Here is a 24,196-nt window from a genome sequence, read left to right as displayed (position 1 = left end):
CTCATTCATGAGTACAAATGAATGAGGCTTTAGTCTATGAGAAAACCGGTGAGAGACAGGCATGTTTGAAAAACGTTATCGGATCACGTTGTTATTTAACGCCAACAAAGTCTATGACCGTCAGGTCGTCGAAGGCGTGGGTGAATACCTTCAGGCCTCACAAAGCGACTGGGATATCTTCATTGAGGAGGATTTCCGCTGTCGCATAGACAACATTAAAGACTGGCTTGGTGATGGTGTGATCGCCGATTTTGATGACCGTGAAATTGAAACGTTGCTTGAAGGCCTCAATGTGCCGATTGTCGGGGTGGGCGGGTCTTATCATCAGGAAGAAGATTATCCGCCGGTGCATTATATCGCTACCGACAACTACGCACTGGTTGAAGCGGCCTTTATGCACCTGAAAGAGAAGGGGATTAACCGCTTCGCGTTTTACGGTTTGCCTGATGCCGGGGGAAAGCGCTGGGCGCAGGAACGCGAGCACGCGTTCAGAAAACTGGTGTCTGCTGAACAGTATCAGGGTGTGGTCTATCAGGGGATGGAGACCGCACCGGAAAACTGGCAACACGCTCAGAACCGGCTGGCGGACTGGATCCAGACACTGCCGCAGCAAACTGGCATTATTGCGGTTACCGACGCCCGCGCACGTCATCTGTTGCAGGTGTGCGAGCACCTGAATATTCCTGTACCAGAAAAGCTTAGCGTCATTGGTATCGATAATGAGGAACTGACGCGCTACCTGTCGCGTGTTGCCTTGTCATCCGTGGTACAGGGCACGCGCCAGATGGGCTATCGCGCCGCGAAACTTCTGCATCAGTTGCTGGATCAGCGTGATTTACCGTTACAGCGTATTCTGGTGCCGCCGGTAAAAGTGGTAGAACGCCGCTCAACGGATTTCCGATCACTGCGTGATCCGGCCGTCATTCAGGCGATGCATTACATCCGTTACCATGCCTGCAAAGGGATTAAGGTTGAACAGGTTCTCGATGCCATCGGCATGTCGCGTTCTAATCTTGAGAAACGGTTTAAGGATGAAACCGGACAGACGATTCACGGCGTGATCCACGAAGAAAAACTCGACCGCGCCCGCAACCTGCTGGCCGCTACCTCGATTTCCATCAATGAGATCTCGCAGATGTGCGGATATCCGTCGCTGCAATATTTCTATTCGGTATTCAAAAAAGGCTATGAAATGACCCCTAAAGAGTACCGCAGCATTCATGGCGATAGCGTGTATCAGGATGTCTGAAAGCCGCATAAAAAAATGCCCCGTTCAGTGACGAACGGGGCATGAATACATTGATACCAGAGAATAAATTACAGTGTTATCACCACCGGGCCTGCACCGGCAGCCGGGGTCAGCAATATCCCCAGCGCCTCTTCTTTCTGCGCAGCACCGCTCACTTCCCTGACCGATTTCTGATTGCGCAGGCACAGTGTCCAGCCTGATGCCTGGCCTTCCCGGGTTACTGTAATTACGCCATCCCGCCGTTCGGCTTTCAGGGTGAAGACGGTTCTCCCGCTCAGATCGGTGATCACGCTTTCTGCCACCGCGCCGTCTTCCAGCTCGAACAGATGGAATTCAGGCTGCTGGCTGTAATCATAATCCGGCTTCTGATTATTACTGCCAAGCGCCAGCAAGGTATTCGGACGAACATACAACGGCAGGCTGTCGAAGCCATGCTGCTGACGATGCCAGCGCGAGCCTTCGGCCACGTCGTTGCTCAGAAGGTGCGTCCAGCGGCCTTCTGGCAGATAGAAATTGACATCGCCTTCTTCGCTGAAAACGGGGGCGACCAGCAGATCATCACCAAGCATATATTGGCGATCAAGATAATCGCATGCCGGATCGTCAGGGAACTCCAGCATCATGGCGCGCATCACCGGTGTTCCGTGGCTGGCAGCCTGGGCTGAAGCGGGGTAGAGATACGGCATCAGGCGGCATTTTAGCTGCGTGAACTGGCGCACCACATCGCAGGCTTCATCGTCATACACCCACGGCACCCGATAGGATTTGCTGCCATGCAGGCGGCTGTGGCTTGAGAGCAGGCCGAATGCGCACCAGCGTTTGTAGATGTGCGCCGGTGCAGTATTTTCGAAACCGCCAATGTCGTGGCTCCAGAAACCAAAGCCGGATAATCCGATGGATAACCCGCCACGCAGGCTTTCAGCCATCGACTCGTAAGTGGCGTAGCAGTCACCGCCCCAGTGAACCGGGAATTGCTGCGCACCTACCGAGGCGGAACGGGCGAACAGCACGGCTTCGTTTGCGCCGAGTTTATCCTGCAACGTTTCATATACCAGTTTGTTGTACACAAACGCGTAATGATTATGCATTTTTTGCGGGTCACTGCCGTCGTGCCAGACGACGTCGGTCGGGATACGTTCGCCGAAGTCGGTTTTGAAGCAATCGACGCCCATATCCACCAGACGTTTCAGATGGCCCGCGTACCATTCAGCGGCCTGCGGATGAGTGAAATCCACGATGCCCATGCCAGCCTGCCATTTATCCCACTGCCAGACACGGCCGTCAGGGCGTTTGAGCAGATAACCTTTTTCTTTACCTTCACGGAAAAGCGGCGATTTCTGGCCGATGTAGGGGTTGATCCACACACAAATTTTCAGACCGCGCGCTTTCAGGCGCTGCAACATACCCTGCGGATCAGGGAAAGTTTGCGGATCCCATTCAAAATCACACCACTGGAAAGCCTTCATCCAAAAGCAGTCGAAGTGGAAAACATGCAGTGGCAATTCACGTTCCGCCATGCCGTCAATAAAGCTGTTGACGGTCGCTTCATCATAGTTGGTGGTAAACGAGGTGGTCAGCCACAGGCCAAACGACCAGGCGGGTGGCAGTGCAGGGCGGCCGGTCAGACGGGTATAACGGTCGAGCACTTTTTTCGGCGTCGGGCCATCGATAACGAAATACTCGAGATATTCGCCTTCCACGCTGAACTGCACTTTGGAGACTTTTTCTGAGCCGACTTCAAAAGACACACATTCCGGATGATTCACCAGCACGCCGTAGCCGCGGTTCGTCAGGTAGAACGGAATGTTTTTGTAAGACTGCTCAGTGCTGGTGCCGCCATCGCGGTTCCAGGTTTCGACAGTCTGACCATTTTTGACCAGCGCGGTGAAACGCTCACCCAGACCGTAAACCGTTTCGCCAACGCCCAGATCCAGGCGTTCCATCATGTAGGTTTTATGCGAGTTTGTGTCCTGAACATAGCCGTTAGATTTCGCGACACTGCCGGTGATCCGGCGGCCATGGCGCAGGAAGTCCAGCGTCCAGTTATTACCTTTGGTGACGCGAACACTCAGATCACCGCTGTGCAGCGCGGCGAATTCATCGTTGTCTTCAAAGCGCAGTTCGGGGGTGTCGGTTTGCATTAACGGATAATGCGGGCCTTTATCCATTTCGCCATCAAAATGGGTAATACGTACACCCATCACGCCGGTCTGCGGCGAGAAGAAACGCAGCGTAAAAAGTGGCGAGTCCAGTTGGCTGGCGCGTTCCGAGGCATCTTTCGGCGCAGCATAAATCACCATCTCATTACCGGAGCGTTGTACTTCAAACACCTGAAGCGGGTGCGTGAGTGACAATCCTTCCTGGATCAACCAGTTACCATCACTGATCTTCATAATGTCTCTTCCTTTTAAACTTCATCCAATTTATTTCATAAATTCTTGCTGATTGCGGCGGATGCCTTGTGCGACTTCATCAAGAATGCGGCGCAGCAGCGGGGTGCGAAGAATGTAATAGCGTTTACAGATGATGGCGCTCAACAGGTAGCAAACTGCCGGAACCAGGGTGAACAGCGCGATAATGCTGGTCATGGTGGCTGCATTTTGGGTGGCGGCACCGGACTGATAACCGGCACCGGCCAGCATCCAGCCGATCATCGCGCCGGCCAGGGCCAGACCGAGTTTCAGAACAAACAGGGTACCGGCGAAGCTGATACCGGTCAGGCGTTTGCCGTCGTTCCATTCGCCGTAATCTACGGTGTCGGACATCATCACCCACTGAATTGGCGTGACCAACTGATGCAGAACGCCGATAACGAAGATGAAGATAAACATCAGCACGCTGCCGTTCACCGGCAGGAAGAACATGCCGAGGCTCAGAACCGCCAGAATGGCGTTGGTCCACCAGAAAACACTGACCTTACATTTCCAGTCGGTCAGCGGTTTTGCCAGCGCACTGCCTAACAGGTTACCGACGGAATAGACGCCAAGGAACCAGGCGAACAGCACCGGATTGCCGAGAATGTACGTCACGTAATACATCATGGCGCCGCCGCGAACCGCGACCGCAATGATGTTGAGGATGGTCAGGAGGCCGACAATACGCCACTGGTCGTTGTGCCAGATATCACGCAAATCTTCGCGCATGGTGCCGGTCGGTTTGCCCGGATCGATACGTTCTTTGGTGGTGGCAAAACAAATCGCCAGCATCACGGCCGCGACAATCGCCAGCACCGCAATCCCGCCCTGATAACCGAGCGCCTGATTTTCTCCGCCGATCAGTTTAACCAGCGGCATCATCAGCACGGTACTTAACATGCCGCCAGCAGTGGCCAGCACGAAGCGGTACGATTGCAGTGAAATACGTTGCGTCGGGTTAGAGGTAATCACACCGCCGAGGGCGCAGTAAGGAATGTTGACCACGGTATACATCAGCGTCAGCAGGGTATAAGTGATAGCGGCGTAAATCATTTTGCCGTTCATGCTCAGCTCTGGCGTTGTGTAAGTGAATACGCAGACGATGCCGAAAGGAATGGCGCCGAACAGCACATAAGGGCGGAATTTCCCCCAGCGCGTTCGGGTGCGGTCTGCCAGTAATCCCATGCAGGGGTCTGAGATCGCGTCCAGTGCGCGGGCCAGCAGGAACATCGTACCGACATAACCCGCAGGAATGCCGAAAATATCGGTATAGAAAAACATCATGTAGAGCATGACGTTATCGAAAATGATATGACTGGCGGCGTCGCCTAATCCGTATCCAATCTTTTCCTTGACCGAAAGGATTTCTGTACTCATTGCTTCAATGTCCATATGAAAAGGGTGAGTACGTTTTTAACGGTTGGCGGGTGCCTGAGGCTATTGAGATTTTTGTTTCTGAAATTATGTTTCTTTATTTCTGTGATCGCACAGTGCAAACGGAGGAAAGTTGAGCGGGAAAAGTGTGGGGGAAGTGCCTGATACGGGGCGGATACATGCGGAAAAAACCTCCCGTTTCCGGGAGGCTCAGATGTTTATTTTTTATATTTTGCTTCCAGCGTCGCAAACCACGGTGCGGTGAAATCTTCAGATTTACCCCAGCCAGGAATGATTTTGCTCAGACCGGTCACGTTGATGCCGTCCGGTTGGCTGAGAAGCAGAGATTGCGGAATGGTCTGTGCCGGGAATTCATAGGTTGCAGGCGTTTTCTCACCGGCAATTTTAAGCGCCACAATTCGCAGGTTAACCGCGCCAATCAGCTGTGTATCCACTGCAGCGGTCATCTGCCACGGGCTGCCTTTTTCGCGCATCAGTTGTAAATCCTGATTCGATACATCAATGCTGTAGAGTTTGATCTCGGTACGGCCATTTTCTTTCAGTGCTTTATACGCGCCCTGACTGAAGGCGTCCCATGCGCCCCAGATGGCATCAATCTGACCTTTCGGGTATTTCGCGAGGATTGCACCGACTTTGTTAGCTGTATCGCCCTGCACGTCAGAAGACACTGCGCCGATCGATTCCAGCTGATGAATGCCCGGATTCTCTTTCAAAATAGCTTCGTAGGTTTTCTGGCGGCGTTCCATTGGCGGGAAACCGGCCACCCACAGTTTGACGATATTAGCCTTACCGTTGAAGTCTTTCACCAGCTGACCGACAGACGCTTTCGCCAGTGAGGCATCGTCCTGACGGGTGACGGTCACGCCTGGAATGTTTTCCGGCACCTCGGTATCAAATGCGGAAACCGCAATACCTGCTGCCGCAATGCGTTTTGCCAGCGCTTCGGAATACGGGCCGCGTCCCTGGGACAGGATAATGCCGTCGTATTTCTGGCTGATGGCCTGATTCACGAAATCCTGAAATTTGGCGTCATCGCCATTACTCAGAAAGGTATCCACTTTAAAGCCAAGTGCGCGGCCTTGTTTAATGGCACCGGCCAGGAACTGCGTGGTGTTATCGTCGGAGCCAAGATTACGGATAACTGCGATGCGCACGGGACCGTTGTGCTGGGCGATAGCCGCCGGAACGGGCGCAGGTGTTTCACCGGCAGCGAAGGCCGGTACAGTGGAAAACAGGCTTAATGCCAGCAGGGATGCGGATATTTTTTTCATTATTGAACAGCTCCGTCGGACGCGATGTTTTTTCTGGTATTTTTTTTGGTAAATCCGGGAAGGCAATGCGGCTTTCCAGATTGAGGATGTACAGAAGTCTGTCTGTCTGGACGTCTATTCTGTCGAAGCAGTTTACCGGTATGTTACGAAAGAAGGAATGCTTTGTTGTTATTATATTTAACAGTGTTGTTATTCCTGTGGGTTATAGCGGATGCGCAGCCTCTGAGCAAAATCAGGCACATGGCCTAAACTGAATTTTTGTCTGCGATTTTTATATTGATCGTTCATTCCTCTAATACAGCCTCCGGGAGAAGCCTTATGCCATTTTCTTTCCGCGACACCTTATTGCCTGCTTTTGCGCTGGTCATGTTAACCACCAACGTCTCTGCTGCGCCGAAATCCCCCGTCCCGCCGCCACTTGTCAGTGCGCAGGTCACTGAACTGGCAAAAGGGCTGGATCACTCGTGGTCACTGGCTTTTTTGCCTGATAATCAAGGGGCGCTGATTACCGAACGCAGCGGGCAACTGCGACTTTGGAAGCAGGACGTTGGATTATCCGCACCGCTGAAAGGTGTACCGGCCGTGTGGGTCGCCGGGCAGGCCGGTTTATGGGATGTCCGTTTGTCGCCAGATTTTGCCAGTAACCGCCGGGTGTATCTCACCTTTGCGCAGCCGGGTGAAAAAGGTGAACCGCATGCTGCGCTGGGCTATGGCACGTTGACGGCGGACAATAAAACCCTGGCGAATTTTAAGGTTATTTTCGTACAGCAACCGGCGTTGCAAAGCGGCATTAATCTCGGCGGGCGCATCGCCTTCGATCAGAAGGGAAATATTTTCCTGACGACCGGTGACAATAATCAGCGCATCAACGCCCAGCATCTGAATCAGTTGCAGGGCAAGATTTTGCGTCTGACACCGGAAGGCGGCGTGCCGCAGGATAATCCATTTGTTCAGGACAAAAGTGCGAAGCCGGAAATCTGGACTTTCGGCAACCGTAATCCGCAGGGACTGGCAGTTAATCCGTGGAGCGGGGTGTTGTGGGAAACCGAACACGGTCCGCGCGGCGGCGATGAAGTGAATCTGCTGAAAGCGGGTAAAAACTACGGCTGGCCGCTGGCAACCTTCGGGATTAACTATTCCGGGCAGCCGATCCCCGAAGCCAAAGGCACCACATTAGCGGGGGCGGAAGATCCGATTTATTACTGGGAAGTTTCACCGGCATTAAGCGGCATGGCGTTCTATAACGTGCAAAAATTCCCGCAATGGAAAAACTCGCTGTTTATCGGTGCGCTGGCAGGAGAATCGCTGATCCGCCTGACGCTCGACGGCGAAAAAGTCACGCATGAAGAGCGTTTACTCAGTGACCGTAAGGAACGGATCCGCGAAGTGCAGGTGGGTGCAGACGGATTTGTGTATGTGCTGACCGACGATCGCGACGGCAAGTTGCTGAAGGTGGCACCGCAGGGTTAAGTCCTGAAGGGTTAACTCAATAAAAAGGCGGGCTATTTCAGCCCGCCTCAGTTTCACTCAGCGCAATCAGCGTTGCGTTCTTTGCGCCTTGAACAGGGCCCAGACGCTGAGCAACCCGACCATCATCAGGTAGTAGCCCGGTGCCAGACTGCTGCCGGTGGCGGAAATCAGCAATGTACAGATGAATGGCGCGAAGCCACCAAACACGGTTACGGCGACGTTGTAGCTGATCGCCATCCCGCTGGCGCGGGTGGTGATCGGGAACAGGTCAGCCATCATCGACGGCACGGTGGAGAAATACACCGATTTCAGCAGTGCCAGCCAGCTTATCAGCAACAACAAGGACATCGCTGAAGTGTGTTGCAGCATCAGCCAGAACGCCGGATACACGGTCAGCAACAGCAGAATAAGCGATCCCCACATCAGCGGCAGACGGCCAATTTTCTCCGCCCACAGGCCCATAACGGGCGTCACTACCGTCAGGATAATCCCGGCTGCCAGTGTGGCGCTGAACCCCGCCGAAGCAGGCAGATGCAGTGTTTTGGTGGCGTATGTCGGTACGTAGTTCAGCATATAGTTGATGGCAGTAGACACCACCATCAGGCCAATCGCGGTAAAGAACAGACCTTTTTGCGCACGCACGATTTCTTTCAGTGGCGACGCGGTTTTCTCGGCCTTGCTGAAACTTTCTGATTCCCGGATATGACGGCGGATGTATAAACCGACCGGCCCGATCAGCAGCCCGAAGATAAACGGAATACGCCATCCCCAGTCCTGCAGTTGTGTTTCACTCAGCACTGCCGATAAACCCAGCCCGAATGCCGATGCCAGCAGCGTACTCGCACCCTGTGTCGCGAACTGCCAGCTGGCGATAAACGCTTTGCGTTCCGGGAAGTGTTCGACCAGAAAGGCCGTCGAACTGCCGAATTCACCGCCTGCCGAGAAGCCCTGAATCAGACGAGCTGCCAGGATTAACAACGGAGCCGCCATACCGATGGTTCCGTAAGACGGCGTTATAACGATAATCAGGCCGCCGATCATCATCAGGCTGATGGACAGCAACAGTGAGGCTTTGCGTCCGTGTTTGTCTGCATACGCACCCAGCACAACCGCGCCGAGCGGGCGGATCAGGAATGACACGCCGAAACTGCCAAACGTCAGTAACAGGGAAACGGTCGGATCGGATGTCGGAAAATAGGCGTGAGCAATGTAGCTGGCGAAAAAACCGTAAATCGCGATATCAAACCATTCCAGCGCGTTACCGATACAGGTCGCAAAGAGGGTTTTCATCAGGCTTGGCTTTTCTGTCGCGTTGCCGGTTGTATGGGATGACGCCGTTAACTGGCTCATTTGGCACCTCCGGCGTGATCAATATGCTGAGCGAGCAGGGCGGTACCATGCTCGCCGAAATCCCATAACAGACGGGTCATGATCGCCAGCCCCTCACGGGCGACGGAAATCAACATGTGCTCGTTGACGCCATGCTGACCGCAGGCCGGATACGAATGCGGAACCCACAACGTCGGCAGGCCGAGAATATCGGCAAAAACGTCATTGGGCAGTGAACCGCCGAGGTTCGGTAGCAGCGCCGGTTTTTTGCCGGTAGTTTGCTGCATGATGTTCAGCGCCCAGCCGACCAGCGGGTCGGTCGGGTCGAAACGGGTGGCCGGTGAACCGCGCATAAATTCCACTTCAACCTGTGGGAAACCCTGTGCATCAAGATGGTCACGCACGTGTTTCGCCAGGTTTTGCCAGTCAGTGCCGACCACAAACCGTAGCTGACACACTGCCGTGGCGTTGCCGGGAATCGCGTTCATCGGGCGCTGCGGGTTACCGGTCAGGAATGACAGCACTTCCAGCGTATTCCAGGCATACAAACGCTCGGCTGGCGTCAGACCGGCTTCTCCCCAGTCCGGGTCGATCTGCGGATCACTTTCGCCGCCACCGACGTCAACATCACGGAGAATGTCTCGCACTGCCTCACTGATTGCAGGCGGTTTAAGCGCTTCCACTTGTAGCTGCCCCTGCTGACTGACCAGCGAGGCCAGCGCATTGGCCAGCTGAATGCCGGGATTGGTCAGCAGACCGCCCCAGTTGCCGGAGTGATAGGCGTTGTCGCGGGCATTGATGGTCAGACGGAAATTGACCGCACCCCGCGAGCCGAGGAACAGCGTCGGGCGCACAGCACTCAGGCGCGGGCCGTCGGAGGCCAGGAAAATGTCGGCGCTGAGTTGGTCGTGATAATCGCGGCACAGTTCGGCCAGCCCCGGCGAGCTGATTTCTTCACCCATTTCGAACAACAGTTTGCAGTTAAAGCCGAGACGGCCACCACGTGCTTTGAAGATTTGTTCCAGCGCCGCAATATTAACGCTGTGCTGGCCTTTGTTGTCGGCGCTGCCGCGTCCGTACCAGCGGTCACCTTCTTCTTTCAGCGTCCATGGCGACAAATCACTGCGCCAGTTTTCATCGTCGCCGAACACCACGTCGCCGTGGCCATAGCTCAATATGGTGGGCAATTCGCTGTCTTCAATGCGTGTAGCAATCAGGAAAGGACGGTTGGCAGCATGAGGATTTTCCACGCTGAGCAGGCTGAAACCCATCGCTGAAAGTGCCGGTTTAATCTCTTCATCGAGATAACGCGCCAGTTCAGCGTCGCGCTGATTGCTCTGGCTTTCGGTGGCAATAGCCACCCTGCGTGCCAGTGTTCTTTTGTATTCACCCTGATCGAACCAGGCTAATGCCTGTTCAACGATATTTTCCGCTGTCATGAATAACCTGCTTTTTAATGTTTTGAGGATTTATTGTTGGTTTTTTTAGCAGTTTCACTCTACGCGCGGCGCAAGCGTTGCCACAATAATAATAATTGCAACTTAGCGTTGCTTTTATTGTAATGCTTGTCTGCACAGTTATGAGGCAATACGGCCATGCAAAGTACGGAAATTCGCTACTTCCTGGTAGTGGCAAACACCGGTTCGCTGAGTGCGGCGAGTAAGCAATTATTTGTCGCAGTGTCTGCCATCAGTCGCCAGATCCAGCGCCTCGAAGAACGTATCGGTGCGCCGCTTTTTGAGCGTCATGCCCGCGGCATGGTGCTGAACGATGCCGGACAAATTCTGGAAAACCATGTGCGCAAAAGCATGATGGACATGGAACACGCCATTGCAGAAATCCAGGGGTTGAACGCGGTACGCCGCACGGTGATCCGCATGGCCTGCACCGACGGGCTGGCGTTTGATTTGCTGCCGCAGCTGTTTTCACAGTTCCGGCTGAACAATCCGGGTGTGATGTTTTATCTCAACGTCGGCACGGCGGTTGAAGTGTCGGAGATGATCCACAACGGCGAAGTGGAACTGGCGTTGCAGTTCAGTCTGGTGGCGGAGCGCGGTGTGGATATTCTGGCGTCTTTTCCCGCGCCGGTGCGCATGGTGATGCGTCCGGATCATCCGCTGGCGGAATCTGAGGTGCAGCTGACGGATTTGCACCCGTACCCGCTGGCGATGAACGAGCAGGGCAGCACCATCCGCCAGTTGTTTGATTTGTCCTGCCGGATGAGCGGCATTTTTCTTGAGCCTGCGGTGAGTTGTAACCGTTTCTCGACGTTGTACGATTTTATGGTGCAGACACCGGGCGCGATTGCGGCATGCAGCCATTTTTCCATTATGTACAAAGCGCGCCGCGACAATTTGCGGGTGAAACCGGTGAATATTGAACAACTGAGTCAGCGTACGTTGCAGTTGCAGTCACCGGCAGGCAAGCGGCGTCCGGCGGCACTGAGTCAGTTCATCGATTTTATTCGTGATGAACTGACGCGTGAAAACGAGAATTTTATTCGTGATTTCCGGCTGTAGCCGTCAGCATGCGTCTTGTTGCCGATGCGCATAGCGTGACCAGTGCAGGTTGTGCCAGCCTTTTGCAGCAGCGAATTTTTGCAGAGGTTCGCTGGCATTAATGACCGTAGCGACATCGGCAAACTCCAGCAAAGGCTGATCATAAAGCGTATGGCTGTAGGCGAATATTTGCTGATAGAACGTCGGCTCGCGATTCTCCAGCCACAGTTTTAAGCGCTCAAGACGCCCCTCATGAAAGGTCAGTTTACCTTCGACCCTACCGCTGAAACGCTGGTTAACGATGCCGGCTTGCAGCCCGAGTCCGGCATTCGCACCCAGGCGTCGGGCGACCGGCATGACCAGATGGTCGCCTGATGCGGAGATAATCAGGATTTCATCCCCGCGCATACGGTGCCAGTCGAGCCGTTCACGCGCCTGCGGATAAACCCGTGGCATGATATCCCGATGGATAAACCGCTGGACCCAGTTCGCCACGGTGGCACAGTTCAGGCCGCTCATGGGCTGTAACGTCTGAGAAAGATAGCGGCGGTAACGGTCGGTGGTTTGCGGGCAAATAACACCGCTGGCCGGAGTATTGTGCTGATGAACGGCATTCAGCCGGTAATGACTGAGTTCATCGCGGGGGGCGTAACCCTGCGAAACCAGCCAGTGCAACCACAGATTGTGGCTGTCATCGCAAATCAGCGTGTGGTCGAGTTCAAATATTGCGAGATCCATGGGGCGGATTCCCTCATCTGAAAGCCTTCATTCAGCGTAGCGCAATTTCAAATATTGAGTGTTTTGTGAACGATATTGTCACGCGATCTTCATCAGGCGTGAAAGCGAGTCCACAGGCTTATCAGCAGCCATGCCGCCAGTGACCAGCAGACCACGGCACCAAACAGAGCGTAGGGGAGTTTCATCGAGCCGATGAAGAAATACAGAGAAATCAGATACACCATGTAAGGGATAACGGCCCACAGTCCGAAAATAATGGTGGTGCGCAGGGCTTCAATGCTGCGTTCGGTGCCGACGATATAATGGGCAATCAGCGCAAAAGTGGGGAACAGCGGAACCAGTCCGGCAATGTAATAATTGCGGGTTTTAGACAACACGCCGATCAGAATCACAACCAGTGCGCCAATCAGCGCTTTTACCACCAGACCTGTCATTGATGCCCCTGCGCCTGTTCACCCGCATTGATTTCTGTGGTGAATAAGCCCTTTATTGTTATAGGTATTTTGTATGTGATTTACAGACAAACTGCCCCAGCCGGATGGAATGGTCAAGTGCTTACTGCTGTTTTTATCGTCAGTTGAATCTGCGCAAGCAGCGGAAAACTCTACTATTCTTAAGATCTTTACACTATTTAGGTTTATTCCCGACCCGGAAAGCAGTAGGTTTTACCTCTGACAGAGTTGCACAATCTGATTGAAAGATAAGATAAATTTCAGTTACCCGGACAAAAGCGCTGATACCTATGACAATTTCTTCCCAATTCAAACGGACTTTCATTTACGCGCTGGGCGGTGGAGTATTGCTGCTGGCGCTGCCTGCCGCTCAGGCGGATAACGCCCCGGTCGCGCCGCAGATTAACGCGAAATCCTGGGTACTTATGGATTACAACAGCGGGAAGATCCTGACGGAATCTAATCCCGATGCGCGTCTTGACCCTGCCAGCCTGAGTAAAATCATGGTCAGCTATGTGGTCGGGCAGGCGATCAAATCCGGCAAAATCAAATCAGATGATCTGGTTTCCGTCGGTAATGACGCCTGGGCGACCGGCAATCCGGTGCTGCGCGGCTCCTCGCTGATGTTCCTCAAACCGGGTGATCGCGTGCCGGTTTCTGAGCTTAACAAAGGTATTGTGATCCAGTCAGGTAACGACGCCAGTATTGCGCTGGCGGATTTTGTGGCGGGCAGCCAGGATTCATTCGTCAACCTGATGAATCGCTATGCCGAACAGCTGAAACTGCAAAACACCCATTTCAAAACCGTTCACGGGCTGGATGCTGACGGGCAATATACCTCCGCTACCGACATGGCCCTGCTGTCGCAGGCGCTGATCCGCGATACGCCGGATGAATATGCGCTGCACAAAGAAAAAGAATTCACCTTCAATCACATCAAGCAGATTAACCGCAACCGCCTGTTGTGGAGCTCTAACCTGAACGTTGACGGCATCAAAACCGGTTACACGTCGGGCGCGGGCTACAATCTGGTTTCTTCCGCCAGCGATTCCACCGGCATGCGTTTAATCGCTGTGGTGATGGGTGCGCCAAGTGACAGGATCCGTTTTAATGAAAGCGAAAGCCTGTTGACCTGGGGTTTCCGTTTCTATGAAACGCTCACGCCAATTAAGGCGGGTGATGCCTTTACCAGCCAGCGCGTCTGGTTTGGTGAGGAGAAAATGGTGCCACTCGGCGTGGCTGAAAATGCCTCGCTGACCATGCCTAAAGGCCAACTGAAGAATCTCAAGGCCAGTTTCAATCTGACCAGTCCGCAGCTTGAAGCTCCGCTGGCGAAAAATCAGGTAGTGGGTACAGTAGATTTCAGTCTGGACGGCAAGGTCATCGAACAGCGTCCTCTGGTGGCGTTGCAGGAAGTGAAAGAAACCGGTTTTATTGGCCGTATCTGGGACTTCGTGATGATGAAGATCAGTGGATTGTGGGGCAGTATTTTCGGCAAATGATAATCTGCTGACATAAAAAACGAGGCTCAGGTGGCCTCGTTTTTTTATGCTTTGAATAACGGAGCAGGGGATCAGTGCTGAACCCAACCTTTCTTGATCGGGAAAGCAAAACCGAAACGGTAAACCTTGCACATCAGGGCATTAATCGGTTCGCCGAACAAGTTCCACACCAGTTGCGCGAACAGGCACCCCAGCATACCTACCAGGAAGCCGCCCAGCATATCCAGCGGCCAGTGCACGCCAAGGTAAACGCGTGACCAGGCGATCGACAAGGCGGTTACCATCAGTAAAGCACCTGACCAGATACGGTGCCAGAACAGGAAGGCCAGCGCGAAGGTGAAACTGACTGTACCGTGATCACTCGGGAAGGAATCATCCGGTGAATGATGCAGGAAGTTATAACCAAAACCTTCCACAAAAGGACGGGCATGAGGGAACAACATGGAAAACGTTTTAGCCGTCGTCATCGCAAAAAGAAGCGCAATGGCTGTCTTACTGATCATTTCGCGTTGCTTATCGATACGCTCCTGATGGCCCCACAGCCACAGGCCGATAATCAGCAGCGGGACAATCATAATCAGGTCATTAGCCAGAAAAGTGGCCAGCTGAATCAGCGCTTTCGGCGAATCCGGTGTGGCGTTAATCCATAGAAAAATCAAATGATTTAGTTGCTCCATAATACTACCCTCATTTATACAGGCCAAAATAGCCATCAAAAGAATCCGGTAACTTGCTGACAGGATGAAAAAATTTCAGATACGTTAATTTGTGCCGCCCGGCAGGTAAAGGGGTCTGGTCTGAATATCCGCATTCATTGAATAACGGTATAGTTTCACGATGAAATAGAGTGTAAAGAGAAGAACTTAAGGAAGCCTTAAGCGGGTGGTCATACCCCCTGATCGGGGGACAGACAAAGTCTGAATACGGTAACGAGTGATTTCACAGGAGAGTGTCAGAATGGAGATTCGTGAGGCTGACATCGGCGATTTAAGCCTGTTGCAGCGCCTGGGGCGGGAGACCTATCGCCATTATTTTGGTAGTTTATGGCAAAGCGGGGACGAACTGAATGCTTTCCTGGAGGAGGATTTTGGTGATGAGGCGCTAGCCCTGAGCCTGGAAAGTCCGGATTGCTGCTGGCTGGTTGCGCAGGATAACGGTGAGGCGGTCGGTTTCGCCAGACTGAATTTTAATACGCCGCTGGACGTTGCAGAAGGTCAGGGGGCGAAGTTATGCAAACTGTACTTCACCCCGCAGAACCGTTCGCGTGGTCTGGGATCTGAAGTTTTTGCCTTCGCCGAACGTGTGGCAAGAGCGCGTAACCAGCCCGTTCTCTGGCTTGATGTGTTGCAAAGTAATTTGCCTGCCATCGGATTTTATCAGCGTCAGGGGATGCATCTGGCGGCTGAGACGACATATGTCACCGCCACCCAAACCACCCGGTTGTGGATCATGAAAAAGGATATCAATGATTAAATTACGCCTCGGCGGTCTGTTTATCACACTGGAAGCAGGGGAGGATATTCCTTATGCGCCGGAATTTTGTGAACATTATACCTACCTTCTCCACCCGGTTGACGGTGGCTATGAGATTTTGCGCTACGATGCTTATTCCGGCTGGCATAGACGTCCTGACCAGCTTTTTGAAGATGGCCATCAGGCATTTGTATTTGCCTATCAGGCGTACGAAAAGGAATGGAATCAGACCGACGGGCGTTTAGGCGGTAAAGGCCAGCGCCTCGAACGGATTATGTAATAACCTGTTCTTGCGAATAGTCATCTACAGCCCCTATTTCAGGGGCTTTTTGTTGTCCTTAATGCAACCTTATTTTCGAAAAATACAAAATATGGCAGAGAACAGGCTGAATTCAGTGAATTATGTTTTCATGCCATAGTATCGAGATGAAATTATTATAGGATTTAAATATCACTGTGAGAATGATATGAAATCACTCTTGGTCAAATAATGCCATAACTGTATGTTTTTAATTGTCTTATTATTGTGCTTCGGGTGGTTTTAAACTTAAACAAACACCAAACGAAAGGTATTTCAAAATTTTTCTGGTTGCAACGAAACTTACCCTCGTTTATTTTTACGCCCATCTGTCCGGCCCGAAGGAGAAATATAAATTCATGGTGGCGGATAATAAAATCGCCGGACGGAAATTTAAACATTTTATAAATAATCTAGGATATTGATGATGAAATTACGCGCGCTTTCTCTGGTAATTCCCGCACTGATGATGGCCGGCACTGCTGGCGCTGCCGAAATTTATAATAAAGACGGTAATAAACTCGATCTGTTCGGTAAAGTCGACGGCCTGCATTATTTCTCCAGCGATGACAGCGCTGACGGTGACCAGTCATATATGCGTTTAGGTTTCCGTGGTGAGACTCAAATCAATAATGAACTGACCGGTTACGGTGAGTGGGAATATCAGGCTTCCCTGAATACTGCAGAAAGTGAAGATGCAAACAATTTCACCCGCGTAGGTTTTGCCGGTCTGAAATTCGGTCAGTGGGGCTCACTGGATTACGGTCGTAACTACGGCGTGATGTATGACGTGGCAGCATGGACGGATGTTTTGCCTGAGTTCGGTGGCGATACCTACGGCGCGGACAACTTCATGTTCCAGCGTGCGAACGGTGTACTGACATACCGCAACAAAGATTTCTTCGGCGTGGTCGATGGCCTGGATGTGGCGGTGCAGTATCAGGGCAAAAATGGCAGTGCGACTGAATCTAACAATGGCCGCGATGTCCTGGCGCAGAATGGTGACGGCTACGGCATGTCCCTGACATATGATCTGGGCGAAGGTTTCAGCGCAGCAGCAGCGATGATGGCGTCTGACCGTACCAGCGAACAAAATGGCCGTAACAATCCGGCAATCATTGGTAACGGTGATAAGGCAACGGCTTACAGCGGCGGCCTGAAATACGACGCAAACAATATCTATCTGGCAGCGATGTACACCCAGAGCTACAACGCCAACCGTTTCGGTAAAGCGGGCAGCACGGCTTACGGTTACGCGGATAAAGCACAAAACTTTGAAGCCGTTGCACAGTACCAGTTCGATTTTGGTCTGCGTCCTTCGATTGCGTATGTGCAATCCCATGCCCGAAATGTTCCGGGTTACAGCAACCAGAACCTGACTAAATATGTTGATGTAGGCGCGTCATACTTCTTCAACAAAAACATGCTCACCTACGTTGATTATAAAATCAATCTGATGGATGACACCCGCCTGACCCGCGACGCCGGCATCAATACCGATGACATTGTAGCCGTCGGTCTGGTTTATCAGTTCTGATAAGCCGGCGCGCTCCTGTTAGTTTCAGGAACCGCGTGCCATGTGTCTGATTCCCCTGCCAGTTGGCAGGGGATGACTCACTGATTTTTCCTTCTTTCCTCATCCTTCCCACTCAGGCATCATGGCGCAACATTCAATGCATTACTGCTGATGAGGCCAGGATGACCGACTACGCCACCCCTAATCTTCCTTCCCGTAATTTCGAAGAAACCCAGTGCTTTTATGGCAGCTTTGGATTCATCACCACTTACGTTGATGACGGCTGGCTGATCATGACCCGCGGAACCCTTACGCTGGAATTCTTCCTGCACACGGATCTCGACCCGCTCACCAGTTGGTTCAGCTGCTGCCTGCGCGTCGATGACGCCGATGCACTTTTTGATGCGTTTATGGCGGCAGGAATCGGGCAGGATAAAAAATCCCATCCGTGCATTCATCTGCCAAAAATGCAGCCATTCGGGCTGAGAATGGGCGCAATGATCGATATCGACGGCACGCTGGTGCGGGTGATTGAGAATGAGAAATAAGCGCTGAAACACGTTCAGATACTCTTCAACTCACGTTAAATTTTCGCTATGTTATTGAAGTGAATATGATTGAGGAGATGAAAACGTGATAGTTAGAACATGGCACGGATGCGTACCCGTAAAACATGCAGCAGGATTTGCTGAACATCTGCAACTGACGGGCGTCCAGCATTCTCAGGGTATCGAAGGCAATTTAGGCGCTTTGGTCAAAAGCGTTTCGCAAGGGGACTGGGAGCATTTTTTCCTGGCAACCTACTGGCGGGATATCGAAGCGGTAAAAGCCTTTGCCGGTGATGACTATCATGTTGCCGTGACCTATCAGGACGATGAACAGTTTGAACTACTGTCTGATCCTTATGTGTTTCAGCATGAGGTTGAGGGTGTGGTGGGGTTGTAGAAGGTTGTTTACAAAGCAGAAAAGAAAAAACCCGGCAATCTTGAACCTAATAAGGCGGGATTGACGGGCTCTCCAAATTTGGGGACTTCAAAGAAAAGCAGTGGCACTAATTAAGACTCTGGCTAACTTTAAAAGTTCGTGCGAGGGGGCAAAAATTTAAAAAAATATTGATTTTTTTTTGCCCCATTACACTTCAATGAGTTACGTCATGCACCGGGCCAGATGATGACGATAAGCGTACCGGCGAGCGTCAGTAATACGTTAGCAATGGCATAGGTTCCTGCATAACCGAGTGCCGGAATGTTACTGCGTGCCGTGTCGCTGATGATTTCCATCGCCGGAGCGCAGGTTCGTGCACCCATGATGGCTCCGAACAGCAAAGCGCGGTTCATGCGTAAAACATATGCCCCGAAGATGAAGCAAATCACCACCGGCACCAGGCTGACAATCAGGCCGGAAAGCAGCATCTGGCCGCCTATTGCGCCGAGACCATTATTGATACCCGCACCGGCACTGAGGCCGACGCCCGCCATAAACACCATCAGGCCAAACTCTTTCACCATGTTTAGCGCGCCCTGCGGGATATAACCGAAAGTAGGGTGGTTGGCTCGCAGGAAGCCGAGCATGATCCCGGCGAACAGCAGTCCGGCGGCGTTACCGATGCCAAAACTGAAGTTTTTGAACTGGAAAGTGATGAGGCCGATCATCAGGCCGACAATAAAGAAGGCGCAGAAGGCCAGCAAATCCGTGAGCTGACTGTGTACGGAGATAAACCCGATACGCTCCGCCACGCTTTTCACCCGTTTTGCGTCGCCGCTGACCTGCAACACATCGCCTTTATTCAGCACGATACTGTCATCGATAGGCATTTCAATCTGACTGCGGATCACGCGGTTGAGGAAACAGCCCTGATCGGTGAGATTCAGTTGACTCAGACGCTTGCCGACCGCGTGGTTATTCTTGACCACCACTTCTTCGGTCACGATACGCATGTCGAGCAGGTCGCGGTCAAACACTTCCTTACCGTTACGGAAACTCGGGTCGAGGCGTGAATGTGCGTCCGGATAACCGACCAGTGAGATCTCATCGCCCACCTGCAATACGGCGTCGCCGTCCGGTGTCGCCAGGATGCCATTACGGCGGATTCGCTCTATATAGCAGCCAGTCTGACGATAGATCCCCAGTTCACGCAGGTTTTTGCCATCAGCCCAGGCCACCAGCTCCTGTCCCACGCGATAGGCGCGGATCACCGGCAGATACACTTTTCGTTTACTGTCGGTATCCAGGCCACGCTCGCGCGCGATCTGCTGGGCGCTGGTAGGCAAATCCTGATGTTGCAGCTTCGGCAGATAACGTGCGCCGAAAATCAGGCTCACCAGACCGATGAGATAGGTCAGGGCGTAGCCCAGGCTCAGGTTATCCAGTTCAGGCCCGAGCATCTTGTTACCGCCCATGGTATTACGCAGCGTGTCTCCGGCGCCGACCAGAACCGGGGTTGAGGTCATTGAACCCGCGAGCATCCCGGCGGTGAGGCCGATGTCCCAGCCGAACAAACGTCCGAGTCCGAGTGCCAGTAACATGGCGCTGCCGACCATCACCAGTGCCAGCATGAAATAATTTTTGCCGTCACGGAAGAAAATGGAAAAAAAGTTTGGCCCGGCTTCGACGCCTACACAGAAAATAAACAACATAAAGCCGAGGTTGAGCGCTTCAGTATTAATACTGAAATGCTGCTGACCCAAAAGCAGCGAAACCACTAATACGCCGATAGAATTTCCGAGCTGAACGGAACCCAGGCGAATTTTCCCCAGGCACAGACCGAGTGCCAAAACCACAAATAATAACAGGATGTAATTCCCGTTTAACAAACTAGCGACGTTTATATTCACAAGGATAACTTATTGTTTACCAACAAATTCTTGATATAGGAGAATGTAAAGGATAAATTCAGAAACAGAAAATTCCTACTCAGGATCGCGCGGTCTGTTTCAGCCCGGCGGGGTGGAAAATTGGGTTTCGGGCGTCATTTTAGTCACAGAACGCCAGTTCAGCCAGAGAAATGCCCGTATAAATCTTCTGAAAGCTTTTTTTGTGTTTCGCGGGAGTGCGGAACGCTCTGGGGAAATGAGCCAGAAGGCTCTGACAGGTAACAAAGAACGCATTTTATGCAGAGAACCTGTGAAATCTCGCCAACTTTAAGGAGGAAGTAAAATGGCAATTTGGCGAAAAGTGGTAGCCCCATTAATTTGTTGCACAATGTTCTTAATTATTTTTCTTATGTTAAAGAATGGCTGGATTATTGTTAGAAATATCGCGCCAGGCCCGGAATATGGCCTGTTATTATTTTTAATTCCCGGCGTGGTGACGTCGCTGATTTCCCGCGATTCGGCGATATTTTCGTCCTTTGTCGGCGGGCTGGTTTCCATCCCTGTGTGCTTTTTATTGCGCATGGCCTTTTATCCACGCGTTCGTCCGCTGATGCAGGAACTGGCCTATGCCACCAGTGCCATATTTTGGTGTGTTCTGGGCGCTATGCTGGTTCATTTGCTGGTCATTGCTTACCGGCAGTTCAGGCAACACTGACATGTCATGAGGTAGAAGCCATAAAAAAGGCGCTCACTGAGCGCCTTTTGGCTGTGTATATCTTTATTTTATCGCGGATCAGTTGCTGAACAGCGCCAGATGCTCTTTGGCATAGGCTTCGAAATCAGTGCAACCGCCAATGTGTTTCTGATCGAGGAAAATCTGCGGAACGGTTTCTACCGGTTTACCCACGGTTTTTTCCAGGTCGGCTTTAGTGATGCCTTCCGCGTGAATATCGATGTAGCGGAAGTTGAAATCATCACGTTCTTCAGTCAGTTTTTCAGCCAACTCTTTAGCGCGTACGCAATAAGGACAGCCAGGGCGCCCAAAAATTACTGCAAACATGGAGACTCCTTTGTTAATGCCAACAAGATAAATGAAAGGGGAATGTCTGTTTTTGTTAACCACATCACCTTTTTGATGTCGCTACTATGCCTGTTACAAACCATAAAAAAAAGCAGGAATTACCTGTCAGTCCGATACCTTTGACCTATCTGAATGAACCGGCACTCTTTTTCAGACACAGCACATTGTTACAGCTACAGGTGCCGGAATCCTTGCAAACGGTGCTCACAGCATGAATGATTGGGGCAACTTTTTTATTTATCCTTATCGCTCAGGAATTTTTTAATGACGCCGACCATCGATCTTCTGCGCTCACACCGCTCCATCCGTGCTTTTACCGATCAACCGGTCCCGGACGAGCAACGTGAAGCCATTATTGCCGCCGCTCAGGCTGCTTCGACTTCGAGCTTTCTGCAATGTTATTCGATTATCCGCGTGACCGATCCTGTGCTGCGGGAGACGCTGGTGCAGTACACCGGTGGTCAGAAATATGTCGCCAGCGCCGCTGAATTTTGGGTTTTCTGTGCTGATTTCAATCGTAATTTACAGATCAACCCTCAAGCCGAGCTGGGTCTGGCCGAGCAGTTGTTACTCGGTTGTGTGGACACCGCGCTGATGGCGCAAAATGCCATGACGGCGGCGGAGTCACTGGGGCTGGGCGGTGTGTTTATCGGCGGTATCCGTAATCAGGTGGAAGACGTAGTGAATCTGCTGAAACTGCCTAAATTTGTGATGCCTTTGTTTGGTTTATGTATCGGAACCCCCGCGCAGGATCATCAGGTCAAGCCGCGTATGCCGCAGTCTCTGCTGGTGCATGAAAACAGCTATCAGCCGTTAGATAAAGAGCAACTGGCAGAATATGACGACGCGCTATCGGCGTATTATCTGCAACGCGACAGCAATGCGCGACGCGATACCTGGAGTGATTTGATTATTCGTACCCTTAAAAAGGAACAACGTCCGTTTATGCTGGACGTATTGCACAAGCAAGGTTGGGCAACACGCTAAACGGCGACGGAGTGTTGGATGAAAATTGCAATTCTTTCCCGTGACGGGTCGTTGTATTCGTGTAAACGCCTGAAGGAAGCGGCTGAAGCACGCGGACATGAGATCGACATTATCGATCCGCTGTCCTGCTACATGAATATCAATCCTGCTGCGCCCAGCGTGCACTATCGCGGGCATCAGCTGGATAAGTACCATGCGGTGATCCCACGAATTGGCTCCGCGATTACCTTCTATGGCACAGCGGTGCTGCGTCAGTTTGAAATGCTGGGCAGTTTCCCGCTGAATGAATCGGTGGCGATCACCCGGGCGCGCGATAAATTGCGTTCCATGCAGATTCTGGCGCGTGAAGGCATTGATCTGCCGACGACCGGTTTTGCTAATGCGCCGGATGACACCGCCGATTTGATTGCGCTGGTCGGTGGTGCGCCGCTGGTGGTGAAGCTGGTTGAAGGAACACAGGGGATTGGTGTGGTGCTGGCAGAAACCCGTCAGGCGGCAGAAAGTGTCATTGACGCATTTCGCGGCCTGAACGCGCATATTCTGGTACAGGAATATATCCGCGAAGCAGAAGGGCGCGACATTCGTTGTCTGGTGGTGGGGAAAAAAGTGGTCGGAGCGATTGAGCGTCAGGCCAAACCGGGTGATTTCCGCTCGAACCTGCATCGCGGCGGGACGGCCACCAATGTCAAAATTACGCCGCAGGAGAAAGACATTGCGGTTAAAGCCGCGCAGACTCTGGGGCTGGACGTCGCCGGGGTCGATATTTTACGTTCAAACCGCGGGCCGCTGGTGATGGAAGTTAATGCCTCGCCGGGGCTCGAAGGGATTGAAGCCACCACCGGTCTGGATATCGCCGGTATGATGATTGACTATATCGAACAAAGAGCGCGGCCGGGATTCCGTCTGAAATCCGGTGGCTAATTCTTATTCCCGTGCGTTAAATGTCCATCAATCCGGTAATGATCGTAGCGCTGACCGGCAATATTCCGTAAGCTATGACCCCTTCGTAATGCCGCTGGCGTTACGAAGGGTTTGTTTTTTTCGTTGTGTTGAACTCGTGAGGCATTCTATGGATTCGCTCATCGTCCCTGATTTAGCGCTGCTGCGGCGCTGGCTGGATCAGCTGGGCATCTCTTTTTTCGAGTGTGATTCCTGTCAGGCTCTCCATTTGCCGCATATGCAGAATTTTGACGGCATTTTTGATGCCAAACTCGATATTGTAGATAATGTGATTTTGTTTTCTGCACTGGCCGAAGTCAAACCGACGGCGTTGATCCCGCTGGTGGCCGATCTGAGCTCGATTAATGCCAGTTCACTGACCATTAAAGCGTTCGTGGATATTCAGGACGACAATTTGCCGAAACTGATTGTTTGCCAGTCACTGACGATTGCAGTGGGTGTGACGGAAGAGCAGTTTGCTTTCTTCCTGCAACAGGCTGAGGAGCAGATGTCGATGATTATTCTCGAAGCGCACGCCAATGACCTGCTTTTCCTTGGCGAGGAAGAAGAAGGCATGCCGGTCACTTCTGTGAATCTGCCTTTACTGCATTAATTTTCCATTTCCGGACATTCATTTCCCCCCTCTGAAGATCCTTTCCTGCGAGCCGTGCTTATTGCGGCTCCGCTGCCTTTATCCGCTTTCGCCATAAGTTATGCTGCATTTGTGTGGTTGTTGCCAGATATTTCACTTTGTTAAAAGGCAAAATGCCA

The 24,196-nt window shown here is 52.2% G+C and carries 23 protein-coding genes; 13 read left to right on the top strand and 10 right to left on the bottom strand.

The window, feature by feature from the left end:
• Nucleotides 1-61 precede the first annotated feature (61 nt).
• Nucleotides 62-1,249: a D-xylose utilization transcriptional activator XylR gene (gene xylR / locus EX31_RS09745; protein WP_013575882.1), complete on the top strand. Its 1,188-nt coding sequence runs from the start codon at nucleotides 62-64 to the stop codon at nucleotides 1,247-1,249.
• Between the two features lie 68 nt (nucleotides 1,250-1,317).
• Here xylR and yicI read toward each other — a convergent pair whose 3' ends face one another.
• The 3 genes from yicI to EX31_RS09730 form a co-directional block, all read right to left on the bottom strand.
• Nucleotides 1,318-3,642 carry an alpha-xylosidase gene (gene yicI / locus EX31_RS09740; RefSeq protein ID WP_037034450.1) on the bottom strand — a complete coding sequence of 775 codons (2,325 nt, stop codon included), beginning with the start codon at nucleotides 3,640-3,642 and terminating at the stop codon, nucleotides 1,318-1,320.
• Between the two features lie 30 nt (nucleotides 3,643-3,672).
• Complete coding sequence (locus EX31_RS09735) at nucleotides 3,673-5,040, bottom strand: glycoside-pentoside-hexuronide family transporter (protein WP_037034449.1); 1,368 nt, start codon at nucleotides 5,038-5,040, stop codon at nucleotides 3,673-3,675.
• Between the two features lie 215 nt (nucleotides 5,041-5,255).
• On the bottom strand, nucleotides 5,256-6,329 hold the full coding sequence (locus EX31_RS09730) for a sugar ABC transporter substrate-binding protein (RefSeq protein WP_013575879.1): 1,074 nt from the start codon (nucleotides 6,327-6,329) through the stop codon (nucleotides 5,256-5,258).
• Nucleotides 6,330-6,647: 318 nt separating this feature from the next.
• On the opposite strand from EX31_RS09730, the gene EX31_RS09725 reads away from it, so the two are divergent.
• Nucleotides 6,648-7,799 (top strand): PQQ-dependent sugar dehydrogenase, encoded by a 1,152-nt coding sequence (locus tag EX31_RS09725; protein ID WP_037034448.1) that lies wholly within the window; start codon nucleotides 6,648-6,650, stop codon nucleotides 7,797-7,799.
• A gap of 66 nt (nucleotides 7,800-7,865) precedes the next feature.
• Here EX31_RS09725 and EX31_RS09720 read toward each other — a convergent pair whose 3' ends face one another.
• Entirely contained in the window at nucleotides 7,866-9,149 is a 1,284-nt protein-coding gene (locus EX31_RS09720) for an MFS transporter (RefSeq protein WP_037034447.1), read from the bottom strand.
• Nucleotides 9,146-10,567: a M20 family metallopeptidase gene (locus EX31_RS09715; RefSeq protein WP_037034445.1), complete on the bottom strand. Its 1,422-nt coding sequence runs from the start codon at nucleotides 10,565-10,567 to the stop codon at nucleotides 9,146-9,148. The genes EX31_RS09720 and EX31_RS09715 overlap by 4 nt, the downstream gene beginning before the upstream one ends.
• Before the next feature lie 156 nt (nucleotides 10,568-10,723).
• Between EX31_RS09715 and EX31_RS09710 the strand changes: the two genes are divergently transcribed.
• On the top strand, nucleotides 10,724-11,647 hold the full coding sequence (locus EX31_RS09710; protein ID WP_037034444.1) for a LysR family transcriptional regulator: 924 nt from the start codon (nucleotides 10,724-10,726) through the stop codon (nucleotides 11,645-11,647).
• A gap of 3 nt (nucleotides 11,648-11,650) precedes the next feature.
• Here the strand turns inward: EX31_RS09710 and EX31_RS09705 are convergent, their stop codons facing one another.
• Nucleotides 11,651-12,364, bottom strand: coding sequence for an HAD family hydrolase (locus EX31_RS09705; RefSeq protein ID WP_037034443.1), 714 nt, complete (start codon nucleotides 12,362-12,364; stop codon nucleotides 11,651-11,653).
• 92 nt (nucleotides 12,365-12,456) lie between these two features.
• Nucleotides 12,457-12,798 (bottom strand): GlpM family protein, encoded by a 342-nt coding sequence (locus EX31_RS09700; protein WP_013575873.1) that lies wholly within the window; start codon nucleotides 12,796-12,798, stop codon nucleotides 12,457-12,459.
• A 308-nt stretch (nucleotides 12,799-13,106) separates the two neighbouring features.
• Here EX31_RS09700 and EX31_RS09695 point away from each other — a divergent pair, with 308 nt between their 5' ends.
• Nucleotides 13,107-14,318 (top strand): serine hydrolase, encoded by a 1,212-nt coding sequence (locus EX31_RS09695; RefSeq protein ID WP_013575872.1) that lies wholly within the window; start codon nucleotides 13,107-13,109, stop codon nucleotides 14,316-14,318.
• Between the two features lie 71 nt (nucleotides 14,319-14,389).
• Here EX31_RS09695 and ybjG read toward each other — a convergent pair whose 3' ends face one another.
• The gene (gene ybjG, locus EX31_RS09690; protein WP_013575871.1) at nucleotides 14,390-14,995 is read right to left on the bottom strand and encodes an undecaprenyl-diphosphate phosphatase; all 606 of its coding nucleotides are present in this window, start codon (nucleotides 14,993-14,995) and stop codon (nucleotides 14,390-14,392) included.
• A gap of 280 nt (nucleotides 14,996-15,275) precedes the next feature.
• On the opposite strand from ybjG, the gene EX31_RS09685 reads away from it, so the two are divergent.
• From EX31_RS09685 to EX31_RS09665, 5 genes are all read left to right on the top strand, one after another.
• Nucleotides 15,276-15,791, top strand: a complete 516-nt coding sequence (locus tag EX31_RS09685) for a GNAT family N-acetyltransferase (RefSeq protein WP_037034442.1) — start codon at nucleotides 15,276-15,278, stop codon at nucleotides 15,789-15,791.
• Nucleotides 15,784-16,071 (top strand): hypothetical protein, encoded by a 288-nt coding sequence (locus tag EX31_RS09680; protein WP_013575869.1) that lies wholly within the window; start codon nucleotides 15,784-15,786, stop codon nucleotides 16,069-16,071. The genes EX31_RS09685 and EX31_RS09680 overlap by 8 nt, the downstream gene beginning before the upstream one ends.
• A 445-nt stretch (nucleotides 16,072-16,516) precedes the next feature.
• Nucleotides 16,517-17,626 carry a porin OmpC gene (ompC, locus tag EX31_RS09675; RefSeq protein ID WP_037034613.1) on the top strand — a complete coding sequence of 370 codons (1,110 nt, stop codon included), beginning with the start codon at nucleotides 16,517-16,519 and terminating at the stop codon, nucleotides 17,624-17,626.
• 161 nt (nucleotides 17,627-17,787) lie between these two features.
• Nucleotides 17,788-18,153: a bleomycin resistance protein gene (locus tag EX31_RS09670; protein WP_013575867.1), complete on the top strand. Its 366-nt coding sequence runs from the start codon at nucleotides 17,788-17,790 to the stop codon at nucleotides 18,151-18,153.
• 85 nt (nucleotides 18,154-18,238) lie between these two features.
• Nucleotides 18,239-18,550, top strand: a complete 312-nt coding sequence (locus tag EX31_RS09665) for a hypothetical protein (protein ID WP_037034440.1) — start codon at nucleotides 18,239-18,241, stop codon at nucleotides 18,548-18,550.
• 206 nt (nucleotides 18,551-18,756) lie between these two features.
• Here the strand turns inward: EX31_RS09665 and EX31_RS09660 are convergent, their stop codons facing one another.
• Nucleotides 18,757-20,439 carry an aspartate:alanine antiporter gene (locus tag EX31_RS09660; protein ID WP_013575820.1) on the bottom strand — a complete coding sequence of 561 codons (1,683 nt, stop codon included), beginning with the start codon at nucleotides 20,437-20,439 and terminating at the stop codon, nucleotides 18,757-18,759.
• A 322-nt stretch (nucleotides 20,440-20,761) separates the two neighbouring features.
• Here EX31_RS09660 and ybjM point away from each other — a divergent pair, with 322 nt between their 5' ends.
• The gene (gene ybjM / locus EX31_RS09655; protein ID WP_013575819.1) at nucleotides 20,762-21,133 is read left to right on the top strand and encodes an inner membrane protein YbjM; all 372 of its coding nucleotides are present in this window, start codon (nucleotides 20,762-20,764) and stop codon (nucleotides 21,131-21,133) included.
• A gap of 78 nt (nucleotides 21,134-21,211) precedes the next feature.
• Here the strand turns inward: ybjM and EX31_RS09650 are convergent, their stop codons facing one another.
• Complete coding sequence (locus EX31_RS09650) at nucleotides 21,212-21,478, bottom strand: GrxA family glutaredoxin (protein WP_013575818.1); 267 nt, start codon at nucleotides 21,476-21,478, stop codon at nucleotides 21,212-21,214.
• 285 nt (nucleotides 21,479-21,763) lie between these two features.
• Here EX31_RS09650 and nfsA point away from each other — a divergent pair, with 285 nt between their 5' ends.
• The 3 genes from nfsA to EX31_RS09635 all read left to right on the top strand — a co-directional run bounded on the left by nfsA (nucleotide 21,764) and on the right by EX31_RS09635 (nucleotide 24,038).
• Entirely contained in the window at nucleotides 21,764-22,486 is a 723-nt protein-coding gene (gene nfsA / locus EX31_RS09645; protein WP_037034439.1) for an oxygen-insensitive NADPH nitroreductase, read from the top strand.
• Between the two features lie 18 nt (nucleotides 22,487-22,504).
• Nucleotides 22,505-23,407 (top strand): 30S ribosomal protein S6--L-glutamate ligase, encoded by a 903-nt coding sequence (gene rimK / locus EX31_RS09640; RefSeq protein ID WP_013575816.1) that lies wholly within the window; start codon nucleotides 22,505-22,507, stop codon nucleotides 23,405-23,407.
• A 148-nt stretch (nucleotides 23,408-23,555) separates the two neighbouring features.
• Complete coding sequence (locus EX31_RS09635; protein ID WP_013575815.1) at nucleotides 23,556-24,038, top strand: type III secretion system chaperone family protein; 483 nt, start codon at nucleotides 23,556-23,558, stop codon at nucleotides 24,036-24,038.
• The last annotated feature ends 158 nt before the right edge of the window (nucleotides 24,039-24,196 follow it).

It is taken from the genome of Rahnella sp. WP5, assembly GCF_000745615.1.
Classification (GTDB): domain Bacteria; phylum Pseudomonadota; class Gammaproteobacteria; order Enterobacterales; family Enterobacteriaceae; genus Rahnella; species Rahnella aceris.
The sequence above is the reverse complement of the archived record's forward strand: the minus strand, read 5'-3'. Positions and strand labels throughout refer to the sequence as shown.